This is a genomic window from Thermomonas sp., assembly GCF_041919455.1.
In the GTDB taxonomy this organism is placed as follows: domain Bacteria; phylum Pseudomonadota; class Gammaproteobacteria; order Xanthomonadales; family Xanthomonadaceae; genus Thermomonas.
In genome coordinates this window covers 33,939-58,146 of the sequence record NZ_JAYRTQ010000004.1, presented here as the reverse complement: position 1 = coordinate 58,146, position 24,208 = coordinate 33,939, and the positions used below count along the sequence as shown (strand labels likewise).

21 protein-coding genes are annotated in these 24,208 nt (G+C 68.0%); 2 read left to right on the top strand and 19 right to left on the bottom strand.

Translation table 11 applies throughout. From position 1 onward, the window contains the following. Position 1 precedes the first annotated feature (1 nt). Both ACE3T8_RS03475 and ACE3T8_RS03470 read left to right on the top strand, forming a co-directional pair. Complete coding sequence (locus tag ACE3T8_RS03475; protein WP_374606835.1) at positions 2-877, top strand: S1/P1 nuclease; 876 nt, start codon at positions 2-4, stop codon at positions 875-877. Next, positions 874-1,623 (top strand): sulfite exporter TauE/SafE family protein, encoded by a 750-nt coding sequence (locus tag ACE3T8_RS03470; protein WP_374606834.1) that lies wholly within the window; start codon positions 874-876, stop codon positions 1,621-1,623. The genes ACE3T8_RS03475 and ACE3T8_RS03470 overlap by 4 nt, the downstream gene beginning before the upstream one ends. Before the next feature lie 15 nt (positions 1,624-1,638). Here the strand turns inward: ACE3T8_RS03470 and ACE3T8_RS03465 are convergent, their stop codons facing one another. From ACE3T8_RS03465 to ACE3T8_RS03375, 19 genes are all read right to left on the bottom strand, one after another. Beyond that, a complete protein-coding gene (locus ACE3T8_RS03465) occupies positions 1,639-3,111 on the bottom strand; it encodes a M56 family metallopeptidase (protein WP_374606832.1) in 1,473 nt (490 codons plus the stop codon). Continuing rightward, complete coding sequence (locus ACE3T8_RS03460; protein WP_374606830.1) at positions 3,098-3,469, bottom strand: BlaI/MecI/CopY family transcriptional regulator; 372 nt, start codon at positions 3,467-3,469, stop codon at positions 3,098-3,100. The genes ACE3T8_RS03465 and ACE3T8_RS03460 overlap by 14 nt, the downstream gene beginning before the upstream one ends. Positions 3,470-3,577: 108 nt before the next feature. Further along, positions 3,578-5,647, bottom strand: coding sequence for a TonB-dependent copper receptor (locus tag ACE3T8_RS03455; protein ID WP_374606828.1), 2,070 nt, complete (start codon positions 5,645-5,647; stop codon positions 3,578-3,580). A gap of 63 nt (positions 5,648-5,710) precedes the next feature. Then, on the bottom strand, positions 5,711-5,977 hold the full coding sequence (locus ACE3T8_RS03450) for a DUF2946 family protein (protein ID WP_374606826.1): 267 nt from the start codon (positions 5,975-5,977) through the stop codon (positions 5,711-5,713). A 60-nt stretch (positions 5,978-6,037) separates the two neighbouring features. Beyond that, entirely contained in the window at positions 6,038-7,291 is a 1,254-nt protein-coding gene (locus ACE3T8_RS03445) for an ABC transporter permease (protein WP_374606824.1), read from the bottom strand. Then, positions 7,288-8,565 (bottom strand): efflux RND transporter periplasmic adaptor subunit, encoded by a 1,278-nt coding sequence (locus ACE3T8_RS03440; RefSeq protein ID WP_374606822.1) that lies wholly within the window; start codon positions 8,563-8,565, stop codon positions 7,288-7,290. The genes ACE3T8_RS03445 and ACE3T8_RS03440 overlap by 4 nt, the downstream gene beginning before the upstream one ends. Then, positions 8,562-9,521, bottom strand: coding sequence for an HlyD family secretion protein (locus ACE3T8_RS03435; protein ID WP_374606821.1), 960 nt, complete (start codon positions 9,519-9,521; stop codon positions 8,562-8,564). The genes ACE3T8_RS03440 and ACE3T8_RS03435 overlap by 4 nt, the downstream gene beginning before the upstream one ends. Further along, entirely contained in the window at positions 9,518-10,498 is a 981-nt protein-coding gene (locus tag ACE3T8_RS03430) for an HlyD family secretion protein (protein WP_374606819.1), read from the bottom strand. The genes ACE3T8_RS03435 and ACE3T8_RS03430 overlap by 4 nt, the downstream gene beginning before the upstream one ends. Then, entirely contained in the window at positions 10,488-11,198 is a 711-nt protein-coding gene (locus tag ACE3T8_RS03425; protein ID WP_374606818.1) for an ABC transporter ATP-binding protein, read from the bottom strand. The genes ACE3T8_RS03430 and ACE3T8_RS03425 overlap by 11 nt, the downstream gene beginning before the upstream one ends. A gap of 77 nt (positions 11,199-11,275) precedes the next feature. After that, the gene (tkt, locus tag ACE3T8_RS03420; RefSeq protein WP_374606817.1) at positions 11,276-13,261 is read right to left on the bottom strand and encodes a transketolase; all 1,986 of its coding nucleotides are present in this window, start codon (positions 13,259-13,261) and stop codon (positions 11,276-11,278) included. A 95-nt stretch (positions 13,262-13,356) separates the two neighbouring features. Next, the gene (locus tag ACE3T8_RS03415) at positions 13,357-14,652 is read right to left on the bottom strand and encodes a dicarboxylate/amino acid:cation symporter (RefSeq protein ID WP_374606815.1); all 1,296 of its coding nucleotides are present in this window, start codon (positions 14,650-14,652) and stop codon (positions 13,357-13,359) included. Positions 14,653-14,745: 93 nt separating this feature from the next. Then, positions 14,746-16,377 carry a BatD family protein gene (locus tag ACE3T8_RS03410; RefSeq protein ID WP_374606813.1) on the bottom strand — a complete coding sequence of 544 codons (1,632 nt, stop codon included), beginning with the start codon at positions 16,375-16,377 and terminating at the stop codon, positions 14,746-14,748. Next, positions 16,374-18,119, bottom strand: coding sequence for a tetratricopeptide repeat protein (locus ACE3T8_RS03405; RefSeq protein ID WP_374606811.1), 1,746 nt, complete (start codon positions 18,117-18,119; stop codon positions 16,374-16,376). Before ACE3T8_RS03405 ends, ACE3T8_RS03410 begins: the two co-directional genes overlap by 4 nt. Further along, positions 18,116-19,033: a VWA domain-containing protein gene (locus ACE3T8_RS03400; RefSeq protein ID WP_374607051.1), complete on the bottom strand. Its 918-nt coding sequence runs from the start codon at positions 19,031-19,033 to the stop codon at positions 18,116-18,118. Before ACE3T8_RS03400 ends, ACE3T8_RS03405 begins: the two co-directional genes overlap by 4 nt. 83 nt (positions 19,034-19,116) lie before the next feature. After that, positions 19,117-19,569: a DUF4381 domain-containing protein gene (locus ACE3T8_RS03395; RefSeq protein ID WP_374606810.1), complete on the bottom strand. Its 453-nt coding sequence runs from the start codon at positions 19,567-19,569 to the stop codon at positions 19,117-19,119. Next, complete coding sequence (locus ACE3T8_RS03390; RefSeq protein WP_374606808.1) at positions 19,566-20,501, bottom strand: DUF58 domain-containing protein; 936 nt, start codon at positions 20,499-20,501, stop codon at positions 19,566-19,568. Before ACE3T8_RS03390 ends, ACE3T8_RS03395 begins: the two co-directional genes overlap by 4 nt. Positions 20,502-20,514: 13 nt before the next feature. Further along, the gene (locus ACE3T8_RS03385; protein WP_374606807.1) at positions 20,515-21,507 is read right to left on the bottom strand and encodes an AAA family ATPase; all 993 of its coding nucleotides are present in this window, start codon (positions 21,505-21,507) and stop codon (positions 20,515-20,517) included. A 138-nt stretch (positions 21,508-21,645) separates the two neighbouring features. Next, positions 21,646-23,673, bottom strand: a complete 2,028-nt coding sequence (locus ACE3T8_RS03380) for a type IV pilus secretin PilQ (RefSeq protein ID WP_374606805.1) — start codon at positions 23,671-23,673, stop codon at positions 21,646-21,648. 14 nt (positions 23,674-23,687) lie between these two features. Beyond that, a complete protein-coding gene (locus ACE3T8_RS03375; RefSeq protein ID WP_374606803.1) occupies positions 23,688-24,203 on the bottom strand; it encodes a pilus assembly protein PilP in 516 nt (171 codons plus the stop codon). Between the last annotated feature and the right edge of the window lie 5 nt (positions 24,204-24,208).

Genomic DNA, 24,208 nt, shown 5'->3' with positions numbered 1-24,208 from the left:
CATGGCCAATCCCCGCAGATTCCGCATCCTCGTCGCCCTGCTCTGCCTGGGCATCGCCTCCACCGCCTTCGCATGGGGCCGGCAGGGCCACGCACTGGTCGGCGACCTCGCCGAGCGCCATCTCGACCCGACCGCGAAGGCCGACATCGCGCGCCTGCTTGCGGGCGAGACGGATCCCACCCTGGCCGGCGTGGCCTCGTGGGCCGACGACCTGCGCGACAGCGACCCGGCGCGCTTCAAGGCGACGTCGAAGTTGCACTACATCAATGCGAAGGGTGGTGGCTGCGGCTTCGACCTGGCCCGCGATTGCCCGGACGGCAATTGCGTGGTCGGCGCGATCGAGGCGCAGCGCGCGATCCTGGCCGACCGCAGCCAGCCGATCGAGGCACGGCGCGACGCACTGAAGTTCATCGTCCACTTCATCGGCGACGCGCACCAGCCGATGCACGCCGGCAGCCGCACCGACGCCGGCGGCAACGGCTTCCAGGTCAGCCTGCGCACGCCGATCGAACCCGAGGCGTACAACCGCAGCAAGTACGTGGACGGGGTGATGGGCACCAACCTGCACTCGGTCTGGGATTTCTACATCCTCGCCAGCGCCGGACGCGAGCAACCGTCGTATGCGAACAAGCTCGATGCGCTGCCGTGGCCGCCGTTCCCCGCACCCTCCGCGCATGACGTGATGCCACTGGCCTGGGCCGGCGAGTCCTGCCGCCTGATCGAGGCGCGCGGCATCTATCCGCCCGAGGACAGGCACACCATGGACAGCGCCTACCTGGATGCGATGCGCCCGCTGGCCGAGCAGCGCGTGCGCCAGGCGGCGTGGCGGCTCGCGCAACTGTTGAACCAGACCATCGGAGCGCAGGCGGCACCGTGAGCAACACCGACCTGTTGCTGGCCGCGCTGTTCTTCGCGGTCGCGGTGCTGTATTCGTCGGTCGGTCATGCCGGTGCCAGCGGCTACATCGCGTCGATGGCGCTGCTCGGCTTCGCCCCCGAACAGGTGCGTCCGACTGCACTCGCTTTGAACCTGCTGGTCGGCGGCATCGGCTTGTGGCGTTGGTGGCGCGGGGGCCATGTGCGCTGGCGCAATGTGCTGCCGTTCGTGCTGGCCTCGGCACCGGCCGCGTTCCTGTCCGCGCAGGTGAAACTTCCGAAGGAAAGTTATTCACTGCTGCTCGGCATCGTGTTGCTGGTCGCAGCCATTGGCGTGTTCCGCCATGCGTCGCGCGCCGAGGCCGAAGACCAGGCCGCGCGCGACCGCGACGTGCCTTGGATGGCCGGCCTGCTGATCGGCGCGGCCATCGGCACCCTGTCCGGCCTGACCGGTACCGGCGGCGCGATCTTCCTGACGCCGCTGCTGCTGTTCGCGCGCTGGATGCCGACCCGCGAGGCCAGCGGCGTGTCCGTGGCCTTCGTCTGGATCAATTCGCTGACCGGGCTTGCCGGCCTGCTGCATTCCGGCCAGTCGCTGCCGGCGATGCTGCCGTGGTGGCTTGGCGTGGTCGCGATCGGCGCGCTGCTCGGCACCCAGTTCGGATTGAAGTGGTTGCCGGTGCGCGGGCTGCGCTATGCATTGGTGGTCGTGCTGCTGATCGCGTCGGGGAAACTGCTGTTCGCCTGATTCGACCAGGCGACGTCAGCAATCGTCCTGCGGCGGCTTCGGCGGCATCCAGCTGGCGCTGAGCGAGGCCTGCATCCGCTCGTAGGTGTTGAAATTGCCCGTCGTCGATGCCATCGCCTGCCGGGCGGTGATCGGCGTCGGCTTGCGGCTGGATGCACTGGCTTGCACGGGCGCCGGCTTGGCCACGCGCGACGCGACCGGCATCGAATCGGTCAGCACGATGTCCAGGCGCAGGCCCTTGAACGTCGCGGCCTGGCCGTCTTTGCTGCGGGTTTCCTCACCCATTCGGATACTGCCGGCCTTGCCGTTGCGCAGCACGATCTTGGGCGACGCAACCTGCCTGACGAGTTTCGGATCGGTGACCTGGCCGCCCCCTTCGACAATGCGCAGATCCAGCGCCAACGCGGGCTGTCCCGCATGCTGCATGCGCGTCACCGTGCCCTCGATCGCATATAGTTTTCCATCGTGTTCGCCACTCACCGAGAAAGGCACGCCCTCGTCGGTGACCGCACGCAAGCGCACGGGCTCACCGTCGTCCACGCGCAATGCGATGTCGGCGGCGATCTTGCCGGCTGGCACGGTCGAGATCGACGGTTGCGCAGGCTGCGCCGCCCATGCCGCATAGCCCGAGGCCAGCAGGATCGCGATGACCAGCGCGCGGCCGCTGTTGCGGCGCAGGGAAGACGGTGTCGGTTGCTTGAGCATTTCGATTCTCTCCTTGAGCGGATGGGACTGCCCCCAGTGGCAACCCAGCGGCAGCCGCTGCGTGGCCAGTTGGGTCTTGAACATGGCTTCGCCGTAGGCGCGGCGTTGCTGCGGATTGCGCGCGATTACCCGCGCGTCGCAGGCCAGTTCCTGATCGTCGCGGAAGCGGCGCACGGCGACGTGCAGCAGCGGGTTGAACCAGAACACGCAACGCAGCACCACGACAGCGGCGTTGGCCAGAAGGTCGCCGTGGCGGATGTGCTCGCGTTCGTGGGCGAGCATCAGGCGGCGTTCGGTGGCGTCGTAGCGGAACAGCGCATCCGCCGGCATCACGATGCGCGGGCGAAGGACACCGATGACCGCGGGCAGGCCCGCAGTGGCTTTGGCCAGCCAGATCCCATCACCGCGCGTCGCGATGCGCCCGAGCCCGCGGACGAAACGGCGTTGCTGCCAGGCGAAACAGGCGGCGAAGACGGCACAGCCGGCAAACCACAACAGGCAGGCCAACACCGCGATGTCGGGCGTGGCCCTGGAGGCTGTCGTTTCCGCCAGCATCGCGATGGGAGCCTGCATCACCGACATCGGCAGCGACGGCACTGGCATCGGCATCGCAGGCAGCAGCGTGCCAACCAGCACGACCGGCAGCGCGCTCCATGCCGCATACGCGGCGCCCGCGCCGAACACGCGGCGCAACGGCCCGCGCAGCGCAAGCACGACCAGCAATGCCGCGCTTCCGGCCAGCGTGGCTTCGACCAGCCATGCACTCAGGTCAGCGGCGGCCATCGTCGATCCCGTCCAGCAGCTTGCGCAGTTCGGCGATGTCCTTGCGGCTCAGCTTGCGTTGTTCGCTGAAGTGCGCCACCAGCGGCGCCACGCGACCACCGAACACCCGGTCCAGCAGGCTTTCGCTCTCGCCCTGCACCCAGGCCTCGCGCTGCAGCACCGGCGCGTACAGGTAGCGGCGGCCGTCCTTCTCGGCATCGATCGCCCCCTTCTTCAGCAGTCGATTCAGCAGCGTCTTCACCGTGGCTTCCTGCCAGTCCTGCCGCGAGGACAGCGACGCCACGACATCTTCGGCGGACAGCGGGCTGCGCTTCCAGAGGACGTCCATCACCACCGCTTCCGCGTCGCTGATCTGCATGTCGTTTACATCCGTAATTGGTTTGAAAATTACACATGTAAACGAACATGTCAACCACGCCGGGCAAACCGCGCCCGGATGGCACGCGGCATGCCCGGGTGCTGGCCGTCAGTAGCGCAGGTTCACCTTCAGCCACAGGTTGCGGCCGGGCTCGGCGATCCGCACCGGGTCTGCGGGATAGCCGAAATCGGCGCTGCCGGCCAGGTTGAGATGCTCGCTGTAGGCACGATCGAACAGGTTGTCGATGCCGGCGCTGAGCTGCACGGCCTCGCTGAAACGATAGCCGCCGTTCACCGACAGGATCGCGAACCCCGCGCTGGGCCCGAGGTCGCGCCCGCTGACATTGCCGTGGTCGATGGCGATGCGATCCTGCGCCGCCACGATGCGCAGCAACGCACCGCCGCTCCACTTCTCGCCTTCATAGGCAGCGGTCAGGCGCGCTTCGAACGGGGTCATCTGCGGCAATGGCGTGCCCGCGCTGGTGTTCGCGCCCCAGGCCCACGCCAGCGTGCCGCCCAGCGTCCAGTCCGCATCCGGCTGGAACTCCGCGCCGGCTTCGGCACCGTGGATGCGTGCATCGACATTGGCGACCGAAGTGGTCGTGCCCATCGTCCCGCCGCTGCGATAGGTGAACAGGATGAAGTCGTCGATCCGGCCCGCGTACGCGGACACCCACGCCGACGCGCGCGCACTGCGAACCTGTGCACCGACATCCAGTTGCGTGGTCTTCTCCGGCGCGACGCCGGCGAAGGCGTTGGGCCCTCCCATCGATCCCATGCCCGAGCCGAACGTGTCGGCGGAAAACAGTTCCCAGTAATCGGGCATGCGTTGCGCGTGGCCGAGGCCTGCGTACCAGCCGATACCGCGTGCCGCGTCGTGCTCCACGCGCAGGAATCCGCTGCGCAAGGTCTCGCGGCGGGTCATGCCGAAGGTCGGGTTCGGCATCGCCATCATCCCGCTGGTCGCGCGGCGGTCGGTGACCTGGGCGCGGTCGGAACGCGCGCCGGCGATGAGCTTGCGGCCGTGCGTCAGTGTCCACGTGCCCTCGGCGAACATGCCGGTGTTGCGGAACCCGGCATCGTCGGCCCACGGCACTGCGGCGTACGCGCCCTCGCCCATCGCACTGGGTTCGCGATGTTCGCTGCGCTGGAGGTCGACGCCTGTGGTCAGCGCAAAGGCGCTCCACCCCCAGTCCAGCGCCACGCGCCCTCCGTTGGTCAGACGATCCACGTTCGCCGCGACCGGCATCGGCATCATGCCCATCGGGTCAGGATCGCGCAGGGTGTAGTTGTCCATCACGTGATCGGCGTGGTTGCGGAACACGCTGGCTTGCAGCTTCTTCAACACACCATCGAAACCGCCCTTCTCGAAGCGCAGGCTGCGGCTCTCGCGCTTGAATTGCGCGCCATCCATGCCGCGGCCTGCATAGCGCGCCTGGCCATCGCCTTCGCCAAGGTTGAGTTCGAGCAGGGTGTCGGCATCCGGCGTCCAGCCCAACGCGACGTCGGCATTCCACTTCTTCCATGCCGATGGCACGCGTTCGCCGTTGCCGTCCGCGTAGTCGTCCGCTTCGGAACGATTGGCAGCAACACGCGCATAGCCCCTGGATGCGCCAGCGGTGGCGTCGAGCAATTGGTCGTTGCGACCGAAGCTGCCGCCCAGCAGGCTGCCCTGCACACGCAGCCCGGGCTTGTCGAAACGCGGCGTCTCGCGCTGGAAGCGCACCGTGCCGGCCGACGCGCCCGGCCCCCAGAGCACGGCCTGCGGACCCTTGATCACGCTCAACGCATCGTAGGTTTCCGGCGCGACGTAGGACATCGGATTGTCCATCCGCGCCGGGCACGCACCGGGCATGCTGCCGTCGTTGCTCAGCAGGTTGAGCCGCGAGCCGAACATCCCGCGCATTACCGGATCGCCATTGGTGCCGCCGTTGCGCAAGGCATTGAAGCCGGGAATGGTCTTGAGGTAGTCGGCGCCATCGCTGGCGGGCACCGGCTGGCGCGGCAACTTCGGATCGGTGTCGTAGGTCAGCGGCTGCACCGGCGATGCGGTGACGATGACGCGGTCGAGCGTCCTGGCGCCCTCATCGGACGCGGCGACGGGCAGTGCGGCAAGCGAGATGGCGCAGGCAAGCGCCAGTCGCGACGGCAGCGCCGTCGCAATCGGGGAACGGGACATGGGATTTGGCTCCGGAACACAAGGAGCGAGGCATGCGACCTCGCGGAGAGATGGTCTTGTGGTTCAGGAGAGGCGTGGCGGCCCTCGCGCACCCAATCCGTGCGCGAGCGATGCATCACGCGGCGATGTCGTGGGGAATGCGGATGGCGGTGGCGATGCCGGTGGCGGCAGCAACAACAGCGTCGCCAGCACCACCGGTACGGCACTGGCCAGCAGTGGGCAGTAATCGCAGTCCGCGCCCGGCTGCGTGCCCGTGGGGAGCGGATCGCCTGCCTGGAACAATGCCGCCGGCGGCGACCACGCCATGCCGTCGCTGGTGCACATCGCCATGCCGGCCTTCGATGACCTCGGTCAAGCGTCCGATGAAGAAACCAGCGCGCGTTGCTTCAATCACTCGTGCCGCAGCGCGGTGATCGGATCCAGCTGCGCCGCCTGCCGCGCCGGATACACGCCGAAGGCCATGCCGACCAGCGCGCAGAATCCGGCGGACAGGAGGATCGGCAGCGGCGCCCACGCGACCTGCCAGCCGGCGAAGGTGGCGATCAGGTAGGCCAGCACGGTGCCGAACAGCAGGCCGATGAGTGCGCCGACCACGCAAATCACGCTGGCTTCGCGCAGGAATTGCGCAACCACGTCGCGACGGCGCGCGCCGAGTGCGCGCAGCAGGCCGATCTCGCGGCGACGTTCCAGCACGTTCGCCAGCATGATGTTCATGATGCCGATGCCGCCGACCAGCAGGCTGACGCCGGCAATCGCCCCCATCACCACCTGGAAGATGCGCTGGGTCTGCTGGTGCTGGCGGAACAGCTGTTGCGGCACCACCAGCGTGTAGTCGCGCATGCCCGCATGGCGCTGGTCGAGCATTGCCGCAAGCACGCTGGCGCCGGCAGCGAGCTGCTGCGGATCGCGCAGGCGCAACAGGAAGCGGTCGACTTCGTCCTCCTGTTCCTGGAACTTGAAGCGCGCACGCGCACTCGCCAGCGGCAGGTAGACGCGGTTGCTTTCCAGGCCCAACGGCACGCCTTCGAAACTGTCCTTGCCGAGGTCGCGATCGGCGAGCACGCCGACGACTTCCAGCCACACGTGGTTGACCTTGACGTGCTTGCCGAGCGGATCGACGCGCGGGAACAACGCGGTCGCGGCCTGGTGGCCGAGCACGGCAACCGGCGCCAGCGCATCCTCGTCCTGCGCGGTCAATGCGCGGCCACGCGCGACCTGCAACGACGACAGTGCGAACCAGTCGGCACTGACGCCGCTGGCCTGCGCCTCGCCGCTGGCGTAATCGCTGAACACCGAATGCGTCTTGACAGGCTTCTCCGCGGCGAATGCTTCGGCGCCCGGCACGACCGCCAGCGCGGCGCGCGCATCGGCGATGCTCAGGCCCAAGCTGCGCGCGCGGGTCTCCTTCAGCGTGTCGTCGTCCTGCGGCGTGGCGACGGCGATCAGGTTGTGCAGGCCCAGGCTCTCGACCAGGCGCAGCGCCTCGCGCCGGCTGCCTTCGCCGACCGCCTGCATCGCCACGATCGCGCCCACGCCGAAGATCAGGCCGAGCAGGGTCAGCAGCGTGCGCAGGCGCCGACGCCAGAGTTCGTCGATGGCCTCGCGCCAGATCTGCGGAAGGCGTTGCAGCAGAGAGTCGATCATGGGTTCGCTGCCTCGCCTTCGCTCGCCGACTTGTTCTTGTTTTCCGCGGATGCGCCTGTCTTTGCGGCTTCCGCATCCGGCGCAATGCCGCTGGCCAACCGCACCTGCTCGCCTGCACGCAGGCCTTTCGTCACCTGCGAACGCGCGGTGCCGCGGATGCCCAGGGCCACTTCACGCCGCTTGAAGCCATCGCCATCGCGCACCTGCACGTAACTGCGGCCATCGTCGCTTTCGATCGCGACATTCGCCACGCTCAGCGCATCGGCGGTGCGCAGCAGGATGATCGTCGCCTGCATGCTCTGCCCGGGCACCAGGCCGTACTTTCGGATCGCGTCGGCCGGGATCGGTGCCTTCATCGACAACACCTTGACTGGGTTGTTGCGGCTGCGCGGCTTGGCAGCGCTGGCCACCCAGCTCAACGTGCTCGCGATCTTCTGTGCGGGCTGGCCGACCGGATGCAGTTCCACCGCCATGCCGGCGCGCAGGCCCTGCGCCTCGATCTGCGGCAGGGTCAGTTCCACCTCCATCGCACCCGGGTCCGGCAGGCTGCCGAAATCGGTGCCGGCATAGAGGTTGCTGCCGACGCTGGGTTTCTCGCCGGTCCAGTTGGCGCTGAGCATCAACACGCCATCGTTCGGCGCACGCAGTTCCAGCGCGTCGAGGTCGTCCTGCCGCGTCTTCGCATTGATCGAATAGGTGGCGCGCTGGGCGTCCAGCACCGCGAGTTCCGCACCACCGCGCACGCCGAACTGGCCGCGCTTCCATTGCAGGGTGTCCTGCTTGGTGCCGAGGAAGCGCGAATCCTGCACCGCATCGAGCACGTCGTTGCGGGCCATCGTGCTGAGATCGGCGTCGGCATAGCGGCGGGCAATGCCGAGGTCGGTGCCGACTTTCGCCAGGTCCACGTCGACGCGGCCGCGACCGGCATCCAGTTCGCCTTCCTTCGCCGAGCGCGCCAGCGCATTGCGCTGCAGGTCGATCATCGCCTGCGCCAGTTGCTGCGCGCCCTCCTCGGCGGAGAAGCGGGCGATCAGTTCGCCCTTCTTCACCAGGCTGCCTTCCGGCACCATCCAGGTGAGCCGACGCGACGACCAGTTCTGGCCGGGCACCATCAACGGCGTGGCCTTGGACGATTTGAGTTCGCCGCCGGCCTGCACGCTGAGCACGATGTCGCCTGCGGCCACGGTTTCCAGCACGGGCTGCGGCGCATCCTCGCGACAGGCGCACAGTCCGAGTGCGACGAGACAGGCGAGCGAAAACGCGCGGGCCTTCATTGCGCCGCCACCACGTCGGCCACGGTCACTTCCACGCGCACGGGCTGCCCGGGCTTGAGCCTGGCACGCGGATCGTCCAGCCTGATCTCGACATCCACCACCGGGATCGGCTGCACCCGCGACTTGCTGCGCACGGTGCGCCCCAGCGCGACCACGCGGCCCTTGAGCGCACTGCCTGCACCGCCCTCGATCACGATCCGCGCCGGCGCGCCCACTTGCACGCGGGTCAGGTCGCGCTCCGGCAATTGCGCGCGCACCGCGAGTGTTGCGGTGTCGGGGATTTCGGCCACCGACATGCCCTTCCACACCTGGGTGCCGACATCGAACTTCTCGCCCTGCCAGTTGCTCCTGTGCATCATCAGGCCGGCGCGCGGCGCGGTGACGTTCATCGCCATCAGCGAGGCCTGCAGTTCCTTCACTTCGCCCTGCAGTTGCTCGACTTCGGAACCGAGCAGGCGGCGTTCCTGCACGCGTTGTTCCGCGGCCAGGCGCTCGCGTTGCTCGACCAGCGCCGCACGGCGGTCGGCCTGCTGGCGCGCGACCATCAGCTTGCGGTACGGGATGCCGCCGATGATTTCCTCCGGCTGCGTGGTCTTGCGCTGCGCCTTCTCGCGATTGGACATCGCTTCGGCGGTGCCCAGGCGTTCGTTGCGCTCGCGCTCGGCCAGTTCCAGCAGCAGTTTGTCGAGCTGGCTCTGCTTCTCCTTCAGCACGCTCTGCTTCTCGGTGAGCCGCTTCATCAGTTCGCTGCCATCGAAGGCGAGCACCACATCGCCCTGCTTGACCGGACTCCCGTCGGGCGCGAGCTGGGTGATGTTGAACTGCCACAGGTCGTCGACCGCGGGCGGCATCAGCGAGGCGGTACGTTGCGCATAGACCTCGCCATCGATCTTGAGCGTGCCGGCGATGGCCGTCCCCATGCACAGCAGGGCGGATGCCAAGAGCAGGCGTTTCATCGCGACGCTGCTCCGGTTGCCGATGGCGCAGTCACCCGCACGCTCATGCCCGGCAGCAACTTGAACTTCGGCTGCTGGACCAGGTCGATGTCGACGGTGAAATAGCGGCCCTCGCCCCATTCCGGCTTGCGGTCCGGCGCACCGGCGATCGCCTGGATGCGGCCGGGGAGATGGTGCCCCGGATAGGCATCGAAGGCGAGTTGCACGCCTTGGCCGAGGCGCAAGTGCCGGCGATCCGGTTCCAGCGCCCATGCGCGCACGCGCATCGCGCCGCCGCTGACCACTTCGCCGGCCTTGCTGCCGGGCATGGTCGAGGAGCCCTCATCGATCCGGCCTTCCAGCCAGCCCTGGTTGAACCCGTGCACGACGATGCCGTCGCGATCCGCCCGCACTTCCGAGTTGCGCATGCGGGTGGCGCTGTAGTCGCGCTGCACTTGCAGCTTCTGCACTTCCAGCGCGCCGTCGTTCCTGCGGCGTTCGACCGCGGCGCGCGCGGAAGCAAGCTCGGTGCGCTTGAGCGCGGCCTCGCGGGTGGCGCGGTCGAGCTCGCCCTGGTAGCGGTCGTAGTCGAGCCGGGAAATCAGTTCTCGTGGCACCTTCGCGTCGATCTTCGCGGTGGCGAGCGCGGCCTCGGCATCGCCCAGCGCAAGCTCGGCATCGACCCGCTTGACCTGCAGTTCCGCCAGTTCCTTCGCGGCGCGTGCGCGGGTCTGCTCGATGTTGGCCTCGATGTCGCGCACCTGGCTGGCGGACTGGCCGGGATCAATGCGCAGCACCACGTCGCCCTTCTTCACCTGCGTGCCTTCGGCGATGAAATAGCGGATCACCACCGGCGAGGAATTCGACTCCGGCGTGTAGATGGGCTGCGCATTCACGGCCTGCACTTCACCGGTGATCACCGTGGCATTGCCAGCCAACGCCGGCCATGCCAGCGCCACCGCGCAGGCCACGCATGCAGCGCGCAGTTCAATGCGCATGTTGGCGGATGTCATGTTCGACCTTGCCGTCGCGGAGGCGGATCCGGCGCGGCGCGCGCGCGGCGATGTCGTTGTCATGGGTGACCATCACCACGGTCTGGCCGCTGGCATGCACGTCGTCGATCAGGCCCAGCACGTCGGCCGCACTCCTGGAATCCAGGTTGCCGGTGGGTTCGTCGGCCAGCAGGATCGCCGGGCGCAGCACCAACGCACGGGCAATCGCGGCGCGTTGCATCTGCCCGCCGGAAAGCTCCGAGGGCCGATGTTCCATGCGCTCCTGCAGCCCGACCTTGCGCAGCAATTCGCGCGCATGCGCGCCTGCGTCCGTTGGCGGGTCGCGATGGAAGCGCAACGGCAGCAGCACGTTTTCCAGCACGGTCAACCGCGGCAACAGGTGGAAGCTCTGGAACACGAAGCCGATGCGGCGATTGCGGATGTCGCTGGCGGCCTCGTCGTCCATGCCGGCCACGTCGCGACCTTCGATCAGATAGCAGCCTTCGGTCGGGCGATCCAGGCAGCCGAGGATATTGAGCAGGCTCGACTTGCCCGAACCGGACGCGCCGGTAATGGCGATGAATTCGCCCGCACCGATACGCAGGTCGATGCCGGCCAATGCCTCCACCACCTGCCCGTCCATGGCATAGCGGCGGCGCACGCCACGCAGCTCGATCAATTCGCCCGCGCTCTGGTTATCCGTCACCCGTCCCCCACCGCTTGCCGGCTCGACAGCCTGTGACAGACAGGATGCCGGACAGTTCCCGAACGTCGCAGTCCCTGTTACAGGGACTGCGCGGCCTCGACCACCTTGTCGACGGTGAACCCGAAATGCGGCAGCAGCGCTTCGATCGGCGCGGACGCACCGAAGGTATCGATGCCGATCACCGCGCCATCCAGGCCCACGTACTTGCGCCAGAAATCGCTGACGCCGGCTTCGATGGCGACGCGCTTGCGCACCGCCTTCGGCAGCACGGATTCCCGGTAGGCTGCGTCCTGGCGATCGAACACGTCGGTGCTCGGCATCGAGACCACGCGGACACCATCGCCGAGTCGTGCGGCCGCCTGCATCGCAAGCCCGACTTCGGAACCGGTGGCGATCAGGATGACATCGGGCACGCCCGCGCTGTCCTTCAGCACGTAGCCGCCACGCGCGATGTCGAGCAACTGGGCTTCGTCGCGCGGCTGGTGCGGCAGGTTCTGGCGGCTGAACACCAGGCAGCTCGGGCCGTCGGCGCGCTGGATCGCGGCCTTCCACGCCATCGCCGATTCCACCGCATCGCACGGGCGCCAGACATCGTTGTCGGGGATGTAGCGCAGCGAGGCGAGATGCTCGATCGGCTGGTGGGTCGGGCCGTCCTCGCCCAGGCCGATCGAATCATGCGTGTACACATGCAGCGCGCGCACGCCCATCAGCGCGCTCATGCGCACCGCGTTGCGGGCGTAGTCGCTGAAGACGAGGAAGGTCGCGTCGTACGGGATGAAGCCGCCATGCAGGGCCAGGCCGTTGCTGATGGCGGTCATGCCGAACTCGCGCACGCCGGAATAGATGTAGTTCGCGTTCGGATCGGTGCTGGCCACCGACTTGCTGCCCTTCCACAGGGTCAGGTTGGAATGCGCCAGGTCGGCGGAGCCGCCGACCAGTTCCGGCAGCAGCGGCGCAAATGCCTCGATGCAGTTCTGCGAGGCCTTGCGACTGGCGATGGTCGGGCCGTCCTGCTGGGTCTTGATGGCAAAGGCCAGTGCGGCGTCGACGAAACCATCCGGCAGGTCGCCTGCAAGGCGGCGCTGGAATTCGGCGGCCTCGCTCGGGAACGCGGCAGCGTACGCAGCGAAGCGCGCATCCCAATCGGCTTCGACGCTGGCCAGGTCGCGCGCGCGCCAGCCGTCGTACAAGTCCTGTGGAATCTCGAATGCGCCATGCGTCCAGCCCAACGCCTCGCGGGTGGCGAGCACTTCGTCCTTGCCCAGGGGAGAACCGTGCGACGACTCCTTGCCGGCCTTGTTCGGCGAGCCGAAACCGATCGTGGTGCGGCAGCAGATCAGGGTGGGTTTGTCGGAGGACTTCTGCGCGGTCTCGATCGCGGTGCGGATCTCGACCGGATCGTGGCCGTCGACGCCGCGCACCACGTTCCAGCCGTAGGCTTCGAAACGCTTGGGGGTGTCGTCGGTGAACCAGCCATCGGTGTTGCCGTCGATGCTGATGTGGTTGTCGTCCCAGAACGCGACCAGCTTGTTCAAGCCCCAGGTGCCGGCCAACGATGCCGCTTCATGCGAAATGCCTTCCATCAGGCAGCCATCACCCATGAACACCCAGGTGCGGTGGTCGACGATGGCATGGCCGTCGCGGTTGAAGCGCTGCGCCAGCAACTTCTCCGCCAGCGCGAACCCGACCGCATTCGCGAAACCCTGGCCCAGCGGCCCGGTGGTGGTCTCGATGCCGCAGGTGATGAAGTTCTCGGGATGACCCGGGGTCTTCGAATCCAGCTGGCGGAACTGCTTCAGGTCGTCGATCGACAGGTCGTAGCCGCTCAGGTGCAGCAGCGCGTACTGCAGCATCGAGCCGTGGCCGTTGGAGAGGATGAAGCGGTCGCGGTCGGCCCAGCGCGGGTTCGCGGGGTTGTGCTTGAGAACATCGTTCCACAGCACTTCGGCGATGTCGGCCATGCCCATCGGCATGCCCGGATGGCCGGAATTGGCGGCCTGGACCGCGTCGATGGCGAGGAAACGGATGGCGTTGGCGAGGTCGCGGCGGCTAGGCGTCGTCATGGGGGGGCATCGTGGGGAGGCGCCCGGCGGCATGCGGGCCGCCCATTGTCCCACGCGCGCGGCCCGATCCGGAACCTGAGCCCGAAACGCAGCGGCTACGCGGCTTCCGCGGCTTCCTCGCCCTTCGACACCACTGCCGCGAGCATCAGGTCGCCGGTCACGTTGAGCGTGGTCCGGCACATGTCGAGGAAGCGATCCACGCCGAGGATCAGGCCGATGCCCTCCGGCGGCACGCCGACCATGCCGCAGATCAGCGCCACCACCGGCAACGAGCCAGCGGGAACACCCGCAGTACCGATCCCGCCGAGGATGCAGACGAACATCACCGTGACCTGCTGCGTGAGCGAAAGATCCACGCCGAAGAACTGGGCGAGGAACAGCACGGTGACGCCTTCGAACAGCGCGGTGCCGTTCTGGTTGGCGGTGGCGCCGACGGTGAGCACGAAGCGCGAGATCTTCTTCGGCAGGTGCAGTTTCTCCTCGGCGACCCGCAACGACACCGGCAGCGTCGCGTTGCTCGACGCGGTCGAGAACGCCATCACCATCGCTTCCTGCGAGCCCTTGAAGAACGTCAGCGGCGACCAGCCACCCAGGAACTTCAGCATCAGCGAATAGACCACGACCATGTGCAGCGCCAGCGCGAGCACCACCACGCCAACGTAGGCGCCCAGCGAGCGCAGCAGGTCCCAGCCGAACAGCGCGGCCAGGTTGAACATGAAGCAGAACACCGCGTACGGCGCCAGGCGGATGACCAGGCCGATCAGGGTCATCGAGACGTCGAACAGGCCCTGGATCCCGCGCAACAGCGTCTCGGTCGCCGGCGTGCGGGTCAGCACCAGGCCGACGCCGAGCATCAGCGCGAAGAACATCACCGCCAGGATGGTGTTCTCCGCCGCGGCCTTGACCACGTTGTCCGGCACGATCGCCAACAGCATGTCCAGGCCCTTCGGCTGCGAGGCCGTGGTGCCGACGATGTCCTTGGCCCGGTCTGCGCCCTGCGCCAGCATCGCCTGCGCCGCCGCCGGGTCCACGCCCGCGCCCGGCTGCAGCCAGTTCACCAGCACCAGGCCCAGCGCCACCGCGACGCCGGATGCGACGATCGTGTAACCCAGCGTCTTCCACCCCACGCGGCCCAGCGAACGCACGTCGCCCATCTCGGCCACGCCGATGATCAGCGCGGAGAACAGCAACGGGATCACCAGCATGAAGATCAGGCGCAGGAACAGCGTGCCCGCCGGTTGCGTCACGTACGTCGTGAGCCATTGCACCCAACCGACATCCGCACCGCCGCCATGGTGCGCGACCAGGCCCAGGGCCAGGCCCGCAAGGAAGCCGATCAGCATCTTCCAGTGCAGTGGCAGCTTGCCGCCGGTGGCCTTCGCTTCGCTCATCGCTTCGTCCCGCTCCGTGTAGCGGGCGAGCTTAACAAACCGAACTTGTTCGCCCGAGCGTCGTGGCGAAGCCACGACGTCGAAGGGGCTGCCTCAACGCTCCGGGTACAACGGTGGCAGCAGCGAGGTCGATGCCTTCGTGGGCTTGCGCCAGCGCGGTCCCTTCGCGAACGCAGCGCGCAATGCAGCGAGTGCCGATGCCGCATCGCCATCGCCCCAGCGCGCCGCCTGCAACTGCATCACCGCATCGACTTGCGCGGCATCGTCCAGTCGCCGGCGCACGCCATCGAGGTCGTCGCTGCGCATCGCGGCCGCGACACCCAACGCCTGCGCGATCACGCCGAGGTCGCCGCGCTTCAATGCCTCCTGCAAGGAGGGGATTGCGGCGACCTGCGCAACGGGCAATGGCGCATCGCGCTTCGCCTCCGACACGGATCCTTTCGCGCGCGACCAGCGCCACCCTCCGAGCGCGACCAGCAATGCAACGATCAGCAACAGCCAGGGCCACCATCGCGACCACGATTGCGCGGCATCGCCCGATGGCACGCCCGGATTCGCGGGTTGCGTGGCATCGGTCGATGTCGTGGCGGCGGCCGTGCCCGCTGCCACCTGCAGTTGCAACGGCGGCAGCATCGCCGTGCGCGCCACGCCCTGCGCCGCATCCCACCATTCGATGCGCGGGCCCGCGATCGACACCGCGCCCGGCTGCAACGGCACGATCGCGATGCGCCGGCGCAGCACACTGCGCGGCCGGCCTTCGACGAACTGTTCGTCGACCTGCGGCGGATCCGCGAACAGTTGCACGCCCGCCGTGTCCGCCAGCGCGACCGGCGGTAGCTGCGTGGCGGTGGCGCCATCGGCGATGACTTCGATCTCGACGGATGCCGCTTCGCCGGCGCGCGCGCGCGTTGGCGCCTGCACGTAACGCAGCTTGAGGTCATGGAGCGGCAACCACGGCTGCGGCACGCCCGATGGAATCGGTTGCACGTCCAGGCGCTTGACCGGCGCGGCAGCGGACACCGCCTTGCGACCGTCGTCGAACACCTGGTCGAAGAACCCGCCCATGGTCTGGCCGTTGAAACGCGCGCCCGGCAACGACAAAACGCCGCTCCGCTCCGGGATCAGCAAGAAGCGGCGTTCGACCACGTTGTAGCGACGGCCATCGATCTCGCGCTGGTAGGTCAGGTCCTCGCCGACCTGGCGCAGGCTCGCACCCATCGGTGGATCCTGTTCGAGCTGGCCGGACATCAACGGCACTGCGTAGTGCAGGCGCACCTGCACGCCCACCGCCTGCTGCACATACGGCCGCGCGGCATCGACCACGGTTTCGACGAAGGCGTCGGCATCGCCGCTGGCCGGCAGCACCGAAGGCGCCACCACCGTCAATTGCAAGGGCGCGGTGGTGACGTTGCCGACGCGCAGCGCCGGCACGGTGAACACACCGGGTCCGCGCGGACGGATGCCGACCACGAACAACGACATCGCGGTCGAGCGTCCATTACTGCGCTGGTAACTGCGGCGCACGGTCTGTCCGCCGACATCGAATTGCCGTTGCAGCGGCGCATAGTCGATCGACGCCACCGACTGGTCGGTCTGGATGTTGAGGGTCGCGGTTTCGCCATGGCCGACCTGCGCACGATCCAGCCAGGCGCGCGTCTGCGCCTGCACGGGCGATGCGGCAAGCATCAGCATCGCGACGAGCAACCATGCAAGCACGCGGCTCACGGGCCGCCTCCGCGACGCCGCTGCTGTTCCAACAGGAAGCGCGCACGCAGCAACGCACCGGGATCGTCCGGCACGCGCTGCAACCAGGCCTCGTTGGCCAGCCTGCGCTCGCGCTGTTCCGGGGTTTCCGCGGGCTTGCCGCGCTCAGCGGACGCTTGCTGCGGTTTCCCGTCCTTGCCCTTGCCGTCCTGCTTGGTCTGCTGTTCGCGCAGTGCCTGCTGCATGCGCTCGCGTTGCGCGGCATCGGCCCGTGCCTGCGATTGCGGATCGCGCGGCGGTGGCGGCGCGTTGGTGGGCTGCGGCGGGTCGGGCTGCGGCGAGTGCTTGTCCTGGTCCTTGCCCTGGCGCGCCTGCGGGTCGGTCTTGCCGTCCTTGCCGGTTTGCCCGTCCTCGTCTTGCTTGCCGTCCTTGTTCTCGCCCTGGTCTTGCGGGCGCTTCGGCAACTTCTTCGCCAATCGCGCCAGGTTGCGGTTGAAGGTCGCGTCCTGCATTCCTGGCTGCAACGCCAAGGCGCGATCGTAGGCGGCGATCGCATCGTCATAGCGCCCGGCCTTGGCCAGCGCATTGCCGAGGTTGTACTGGCCCTCCGCGCCGCCCACCGTGGAAAAACGTTCGATCGCGCGCGGATAGTCCTTCTGCCGGTAGGCGGCGATGCCGTCCTGCATGCGCGCGTGTTCGGCCTGGTCTGCGCGTTGCCACAGGCTGCCACCGGACGACGTCGACTGCGCGGATGCGGGTGCGACCGGCAACAGCATGCCGCAGGCGAGCAGCAGCGCGAATGCACCGCCACGACGGAACAGCGGCAGGCACAGCAACATCACCAGCGGCAACAACCAGTAGCCGTCATCGCGCCAGCGCGAGACCTTCTGCCCGCGCACGCTGGTGCCGGCGTCCTGGCTTGGATCCAGCACGCCCAGCGCGCGCAGGTCGGCATCGCCCGGCGTCAATTGTTGGTAATTGCCGCCACCGCTCGCCGCGAGGCGACGCAGGCCAGGCGCATCCAGTCGCGCCTGGCCGAGTCCCTCCGGGGTATCGAACACGCCGCCCTGCGCCGTGCCCAGCCCAAGCACGGACACGCGGTAGCCCGCGGCATTCGCTTTCGCGGCGGCTGCGATATCGGTGCCGTCGGCGCGGTCGGTCAGCAACAGGACCTGCCCGCGTTCGAACCCGGCCTGGCGCATCAGGCCTTGCGACCAGGCGATGGCGCGATCGGCACGATGGCCGTCTTCCGGCATCACCCCCGGCGATAGCGCATCCAGGAACAGCGCGATGTTGGCGGCGTCCTCGCTCAACGGTGCCACCGTGAAGGCATCGCCGGCGAACGCGACCAGGGCCACCTGGCTGCCAGCGCGTTCGCGCAGCAGGGTCGCCAGCTTGGCCCGCGCCTGGGCGAGCCGCGTCGGTGGCAGGTCGCGTGCCAGGGTGGCGCTGGACAGGTCCAAGGCGATCACCAACGGTTCCTGCGCCTGCCACAGCGGCTGCTCGTCCTTGCCAGCGCTCGGACCCGCCAGCGCAATGATCGCCAGCGCGGCCGCAGCCAATGCGAACCAGCGCGGCCATGCGCGCACGTGGCCATCCGCTTCGCCTTCGAGCAGGTGCGGCAGCAGGTGCGCATCGACCACGTCGCGCCACGGATTGCGCTGTTGCGCCTGCCTGCGCCACCACCACGCGATCAGCGGCAGGACCAGCAATGCCAGCAGCCACCACGGGCGCAGGAAATGCAGGGCGGAGAGCAGGCTCATCCGCGCCTCCGCAGCAGCAGCGCCAGCACGCCCAACGCCAGCGCGAGGCCGAGCGGCCACGGGTAGCGCTCGATCCGCGGGCGCACCGCCTGGCCTTGCCGCTGGACCGGTTCCAGCGCGTCGATCTCCGCGTAGATGCCGGCCAGCGCCTCGGTGTCGCGGGCGCGGAAGAAGCGCCCGCCGGTGAGCTTGGCGATGCGCTGCAAGCCGGCTTCGTCGACCTCGTCGCCACCGGTCGGCAACTGCAGGCCGAATACCGACAACGCGCCGCCGCCTTCGCCACCGAAGGCGATCGCGTGGATGCGCACGCCAGTATCGCGGGCGATCTGCGCGGCCTTGGCCGGCTCCAGCACGCCGGCGGTGTTGACGCCATCGGTGAGCACGATGAGCACGCGCTGCTCGGTGCGTTGCTGTTGCAGGCGCTTGGTCGACAGCGCGATGGCATCGCCCAGCGCGGTCGCGCGCCCGGCCAGGCCGACGACGCTTGCATCGAGTTGCTGGCGCACGCTGTCGCGATCCAGGGTCAACGGCGTCAGCGCAAAGGCGCGGTCGCCGAACACGACCAGGCCGATGCGATCGCCGACCCGTCGGTCGAGGAAATCCGCCAGCACCGCCTTGGCCGCGGTCAGGCGATCGACCAGGCGCCCGCCCAGTTCCATGTCTTCCTCGCCCATGCTGGCGGACAAATCGACCGCCAGCATCATGTCGCGGCCGACCTGCGGCGGCGCCACTGCCGGTCCGAGTTGCTGCGGACGCGCCGCGGCGACGCACAGCAGGCACCAGGCCAGCATCGCCAGCCACGGGAAGCCGCGCGATGTCACCTCCAGCACGCGACCCGAGGCCACCTTGCGCAGGCGCTCGCCCCACGGCACGCGCAGCGCCGGCTGCGGGTTCGCACGCGCCGGCATCGACATGCGCACCAGCCACGGCAAGGGAATCGCCAGCAACAGCCACGGCCAGGCGAATCCGTCGATGCCCAGCCAATCGGCGAGCAGGTTCACTTGCCCAGCATCCAGGTCACGTAGCGTTGCCGCGCGACGGTTCGCAACGCACGTGCCGCGCCTTCGTCGACATCACGACGGAACGCACCGTCGCGCAGCAATGCACCGGGTCCATGCTCGAAGCATGGCGGGCTCATGCCCCGGTCGAGGAAACGCAGCCAATCGTCGCCCTGCAGCCGGTCGGCCGACGGATCCTTGCGCCGCGCCGCGCGCCGCAGCAGGTCCGACATCGCCGCGACCTGTTGCGCGGGCGAACCCGCGGCATCGACTGCGTCCTCGAACAGCTGCAGGATCGCCGCGCGTCGCATGCGCCGCCTGCGCAACCACCACCACGCGCCCGCAGCGACCAGCAATCCCCCGGCCGCGACCATCCACCAACCCGGGGCCGGCGGCCACCACGACGGTGCCAGGCCGGGATGGACGTCCTTGAGCGGCAACGGCAGGTTCAACGCGCGGCTCCCGTCGCCACCCCTGCGTGGGGTCGCCCGAGCAGCGACAGCCACGCATCGCTGGCATCGATGGTGGACAGCGCCATCACCCGCGCGCCCTGCCGCTGCAGCATTGCCTGCGTGGCCTCCAGCGGAATATCGAACTGTTGCCGCCAACGCTCGCGCACCGGCGCGGTGTCCAGTCCCAGCTCGATGCGGTCGCCCTGCGTGCCACGGAACGGCAAGCGTTTCGATGGTGGCGAGGTTTCCACTGGATCGACGAACAGCAGCACGATCAATTCATGGTGCATCGCCAACGCCAGCCAGCGTTCCGCGGGGACTGCGGCGATGCTGGACGGGTCGGCCAGCAGGACCAGCCGCGAACCCGGCCGCAGCAGTCGCCGCGCATGCTCCAGTGCGACCAGCAGGCCGTCATCGTCCGCAGGGGGTTGCGCATACCAACGCACCAGTGCGTCCAGCACACGCAATGCGCCGCGCGGCCCAGATGCCGGCGGTACCGGCGCTTCCCGATGCGACCCGCGCAGCGCGGCGATGCGGTCGCCGTCGCGCGCCGCCAGCCATGCCGCCAGTGCACCGGCACGCGCGGCCTGCACCGACTTGAAGCGCACGCGGGTGCCGAAGTAGAGCGATGGCGCGGTATCCGCCACAACCAGCGTGAGTCGTTCGCGCTCGGCCTGGAACAGCTTGGTATGGGTACGACCACTGCGCGCGGTGAGCCGCCAGTCGATGTGGCGCGCGTCGTCGCCCTGCGCGTATTCGCGCGATTCCGCGTACTCCATGCCGCGGCCGCGCAGGTTCGATGCCGCCGGCCCATGCGCACCGTGCCGGCCGTGCCTGGCGCCGCGCCGTCCCTGCACCAGGGCGCGCAGGCCGACCAGTTCGGGAAGCGTGGGGACAAGGCCGTCGGTCACGGTCGCTCCGGATGGGGGCATATCTGCGACCGGCTTACGGCAGCGGCACCAGGCGCAACAACTCGGCGACCAGGCGCTCGCCGTCCCAGCCTTCCGCGGTGGCCTCGTAGCTGGGCAGCACCCGGTGGCGCAACACATCCGGGGCCACTGCGCGGACGTCGTCCGGGGTCACGAAATCGCGCCCTTCCAGCCAGGCACGCGCACGTGCGCAACGTTCCAGCGCGATCGAGCCGCGCGGACTGGCGCCCCAGGCGATCCGCCGGGCCAGCGCGGCGTCATAGCGACCGGCATCGCGCGAGGCCAGCACGATCTCGACGATGTAACGCTCCAGCGCCGGTGCCAGATGCAGGTCGAGCACTGCGGCGCGCGCCTCGAACACATGCGCTTGCGGCATGCGCGACGGTGGATGCGGTGCGGCCGTCAATGCATCGCGTGCGCGCTCGCGCGCCAGTCGGAGGATCTCGGTCTCCGCGTCGACCTGCGGATAACCGATGCGGACATGCATCAGGAAGCGGTCGAGCTGGGCTTCGGGCAATGGGAACGTGCCTTCCTGCTCGATCGGGTTCTGGGTAGCCATCACCAGGAACAGCGGCGGCAAGGCATAGGTCTGCCGGCCCACGGTGACCTGGCGTTCGCCCATCGCCTCCAGCAGGGCGGATTGCACCTTGGCCGGTGCGCGGTTGATCTCGTCCGCCAACAGGATCGGATGGAAGATCGGCCCGGGCTGGAATTCGAAGCGGCCATCCTGCGGACGCCAGACCTCGGTGCCGGTCAGGTCTGCAGGCAACAGGTCGGGGGTGAACTGCACGCGGGCGAAGTCGGCTTCCAGCCTCGATGCCAGCGCGCGGATCGCGGTGGTCTTGGCCAGCCCGGGCGCACCTTCGACCAGCAGGTGGCCATCCGCAAGCAGGGCGACCAGCAGGCGTTCGATCAGTCCCGCCTGGCCAACGATCTCGCGCGAAAGATCCTCGCGCAAGCCACGGAAGGCATCGTGCAGGGTGGCGGTGTCAGGAATGGCGATGTCCATTGGGCAACCTTTTTCTGCAGTCGACTTCGACCGGCGCAATTCATAAAGGTTCTCACGCCGGCGAAAAACAGCGAAGTTCCCCGCAAACGAAACGGGAGCCTTGCGGCTCCCGTTCCTGGCCTTGCGATGCGCGTTGGATCAGCGCTGGGCGACGCGCATCACCTTCGGGGTCACGAAGATCAGCAACTCGGCCTTGCTCTTGGCGCGGCTCTTGTTGCGGAACAGGTTACCGATCACCGGCAGGTCGCCGAGGAACGGAACCTTGGCCAGGTCGGTGCTGTCGCTGAATTCATAGACGCCACCGATCACCACGGTCTGGCCATCATCGACCAGTACCGCCGTGTTGACTTCGCGCTTGGCGATCTGCGGCACGCTGCCGAACGTGCCCAGGTCCACGAACCCGTCCAGCTCGTCCTTCTTCACATTCAGGTTGAGGAACACCCGACCGTCATTGGTGATCGTCGGTGTGACCTTCAGCTCCAGCAAGGCTTCCTTGAAGTTCACCGTCGGCACATTGCCGCCCTGGCCACCGGACACCGTCAGGTAACCGATTTCCTTGCCTTGGCGAATGACCGATTCCTTCTGGTTGCTGGTCACGATCCGCGGATTGGAGATGACTTCTGCGCGACCCTGCGTCTGGATCGCCGACAGTTCGATGTCCAGCAGGTAGCCTGCATTGAGGATGGACAAGGCCATCGAGCCGGCGTTCGCACCAACGAGCGTAGCAGGCAGATTGGTCATCAAACCGCGTGTGATGCTGCCGGCCGTGAGCACCGGAGGTGCCAGAGGCGCCAACCCTTCCTCGGCGCGCTCCTGATTCTCGACTTGCCAATCGCGGATCCTGTTGGCGTTCGCAAGTTCATTGGCGGCGTCGTTGTTGCGGTTGATCGAGTTGGTACCAAGATCCCCACTGAAGTAGGCATTGTCCTTGGCACCACTGATACCGAACCGCGCACCCAATTCGCGTGCCACGTTCTCGTTGGCAATCACGATGCGGGCCTCGATCACGACCTGATCGACCGGCTTGTCGAGCTGCTGCACCAAGTTGCGGATGTTCGCCACCCGCTGCGGGATGTCGATCGCCAGCAGCGTGTTGGTCCGCTTGTCGTAGCTCAAGCTGCCGCGAGGCGACAGGAAGCCGCGATCCTGCTGGCCGCCTTGCCCACTTGAGCCTCCACCTCCGCCACCAGCACCCTGGCTGCTGAGGCTTTGCTCGGTCAGCAGCTTGGCGATGTCCTCGGCACTCGCGTAGTTGACCGGGATGTATTCCGTCACCGTCTCGGCGCGATTCTCCAGGTTGATGCGGGCATCTTCCTTGTCCTGCTCGAACTGGGCGATTTCCTTCTGCGGCGCAACCCACACGACGTTGCCGCTGCGGCGCTTGTCCAGCGATTTCGCCTGCAGCACGATGTCCAGCGCCTGATCCCACGGCACGTTGATCAGGCGCAGGGTCACGTTGCCTTGCACGGTGTCGGCGGCAACGATGTTGAGGTTGGATTCTTCGGCGATCAGCTGCAGGACGGTACGCACCGGCACGTCCTGGAAATTGAAGGTCACCGGCTTGCCGCTGTAGCGAACCGTCGATGCGCTCGATGCCGCGCCCATGGCGGGGGCACCCATCGCCGGCGCTGCGGCTTTTGCCTTGGCGACGCCTGCGGTACTCGCACGCGGCACGATCTCGACGATGTATTCGTTGCCGCTCTGGTAGGCCATCGACTCGAATTCGCCCTGCGTGCCGAGCACGAGTTGCGCACCGCTGCTGGTGGCACGCGCATCGATGCGCTGTACCGGCGTGGCGAAGTCGGTCACGTTGATCGGACGTTGCAGGGCGGCCGGCAATTGCGCGTTGCCGATGTCGACGACGACGCTGTTGCCCATGTTGCGAAGGTCGGGGGCCGCACCGCTGCCGGAGAACCGGAGCACGAGCTTGCCCGAGCCGCCGTCCCCGCGCTTGAAATCGATCGCGGAAACGGTGACGGCATCCGGCGCGCGCTTGGCCGGGTCTGCCATCGCGCCGGTCGCGGATTGCCCGATCGCGGCGAGCGTGGTGACAGGCAGCGCGCTCGCGCCCGCGGCATAGAGGCCGACGGCAAGCCCGATCGCGCAGGTGCCGAGGGAAAGGGGGCGCCGGAGAGGACGCTGTTGCTTGGCGTTGGTGACGGTCATCGGTCTATCCCCAATCAATTGTCTTCGAGCAAGATGGTCGCCGGCCGTTCGAGCCAGCCACCCGCTCCATCCGGAACCAGTTCGACCAGTTCGACCCGGTCTTCGTTAATGGCGGTCACCCGCCCATCGCTTTGCCCCACGTAGGCACCGGGCTGCACCCGATAGGTCACCTTGTCGGGTGCCATGACCAGAGCCACCAGGCTCTTGCCCTTGCCGAGCGTGCCGACCATGTCGAGGCTGTCGAGCGGGAACTGCTCGAGGGTCTGCTTGCGACGGCCGGCATCCGGTCGTGGCCCGCTGCCTTCGCCGCCGTTGAACATCTCGCTGAAGGGATCGCGCAGGTTCTGCGCGTCGTATTCAAAGGTCTCGAACTGCTGCATGACCGGCAACGGATCAAGCGGCGGCGCGGGCTTCGCCTTGATTTCGGCGACCCACTTCTCCAAGTCGCCCTTGCTGCCGCCGCAGGCGGCCAACGCGGAGGCAAGCAGCGCGACGACCAGCCAGCGACTGGCGCGAAGGTGTCCTTTCATGCGCA

Coding starts and splice junctions, on each gene's coding strand:
- ACE3T8_RS03385 (WP_374606807.1), bottom strand. CDS start 21,507: ATGGACATCGCCATTCCTGACACCGCCACCCTGCACGATGCCTTCCGT.
- ACE3T8_RS03390 (WP_374606808.1), bottom strand. CDS start 20,501: ATGCCCCCATCCGGAGCGACCGTGACCGACGGCCTTGTCCCCACGCTT.
- ACE3T8_RS03460 (WP_374606830.1), bottom strand. CDS start 3,469: ATGCAGATCAGCGACGCGGAAGCGGTGGTGATGGACGTCCTCTGGAAG.
- ACE3T8_RS03380 (WP_374606805.1), bottom strand. CDS start 23,673: ATGACCGTCACCAACGCCAAGCAACAGCGTCCTCTCCGGCGCCCCCTT.
- ACE3T8_RS03435 (WP_374606821.1), bottom strand. CDS start 9,521: ATGAAACGCCTGCTCTTGGCATCCGCCCTGCTGTGCATGGGGACGGCC.
- ACE3T8_RS03445 (WP_374606824.1), bottom strand. CDS start 7,291: ATGATCGACTCTCTGCTGCAACGCCTTCCGCAGATCTGGCGCGAGGCC.
- tkt (WP_374606817.1), bottom strand. CDS start 13,261: ATGACGACGCCTAGCCGCCGCGACCTCGCCAACGCCATCCGTTTCCTC.
- ACE3T8_RS03440 (WP_374606822.1), bottom strand. CDS start 8,565: ATGAAGGCCCGCGCGTTTTCGCTCGCCTGTCTCGTCGCACTCGGACTG.
- ACE3T8_RS03475 (WP_374606835.1), top strand. CDS start 2: ATGGCCAATCCCCGCAGATTCCGCATCCTCGTCGCCCTGCTCTGCCTG.
- ACE3T8_RS03465 (WP_374606832.1), bottom strand. CDS start 3,111: ATGGCCGCCGCTGACCTGAGTGCATGGCTGGTCGAAGCCACGCTGGCC.
- ACE3T8_RS03430 (WP_374606819.1), bottom strand. CDS start 10,498: ATGCGCATTGAACTGCGCGCTGCATGCGTGGCCTGCGCGGTGGCGCTG.
- ACE3T8_RS03405 (WP_374606811.1), bottom strand. CDS start 18,119: ATGAGCCTGCTCTCCGCCCTGCATTTCCTGCGCCCGTGGTGGCTGCTG.
- ACE3T8_RS03415 (WP_374606815.1), bottom strand. CDS start 14,652: ATGAGCGAAGCGAAGGCCACCGGCGGCAAGCTGCCACTGCACTGGAAG.
- ACE3T8_RS03375 (WP_374606803.1), bottom strand. CDS start 24,203: ATGAAAGGACACCTTCGCGCCAGTCGCTGGCTGGTCGTCGCGCTGCTT.
- ACE3T8_RS03400 (WP_374607051.1), bottom strand. CDS start 19,033: ATGTCGATGCCGGCGCGTGCGAACCCGCAGCCGGCGCTGCGCGTGCCG.
- ACE3T8_RS03450 (WP_374606826.1), bottom strand. CDS start 5,977: ATGGCGATGTGCACCAGCGACGGCATGGCGTGGTCGCCGCCGGCGGCA.
- ACE3T8_RS03455 (WP_374606828.1), bottom strand. CDS start 5,647: ATGTCCCGTTCCCCGATTGCGACGGCGCTGCCGTCGCGACTGGCGCTT.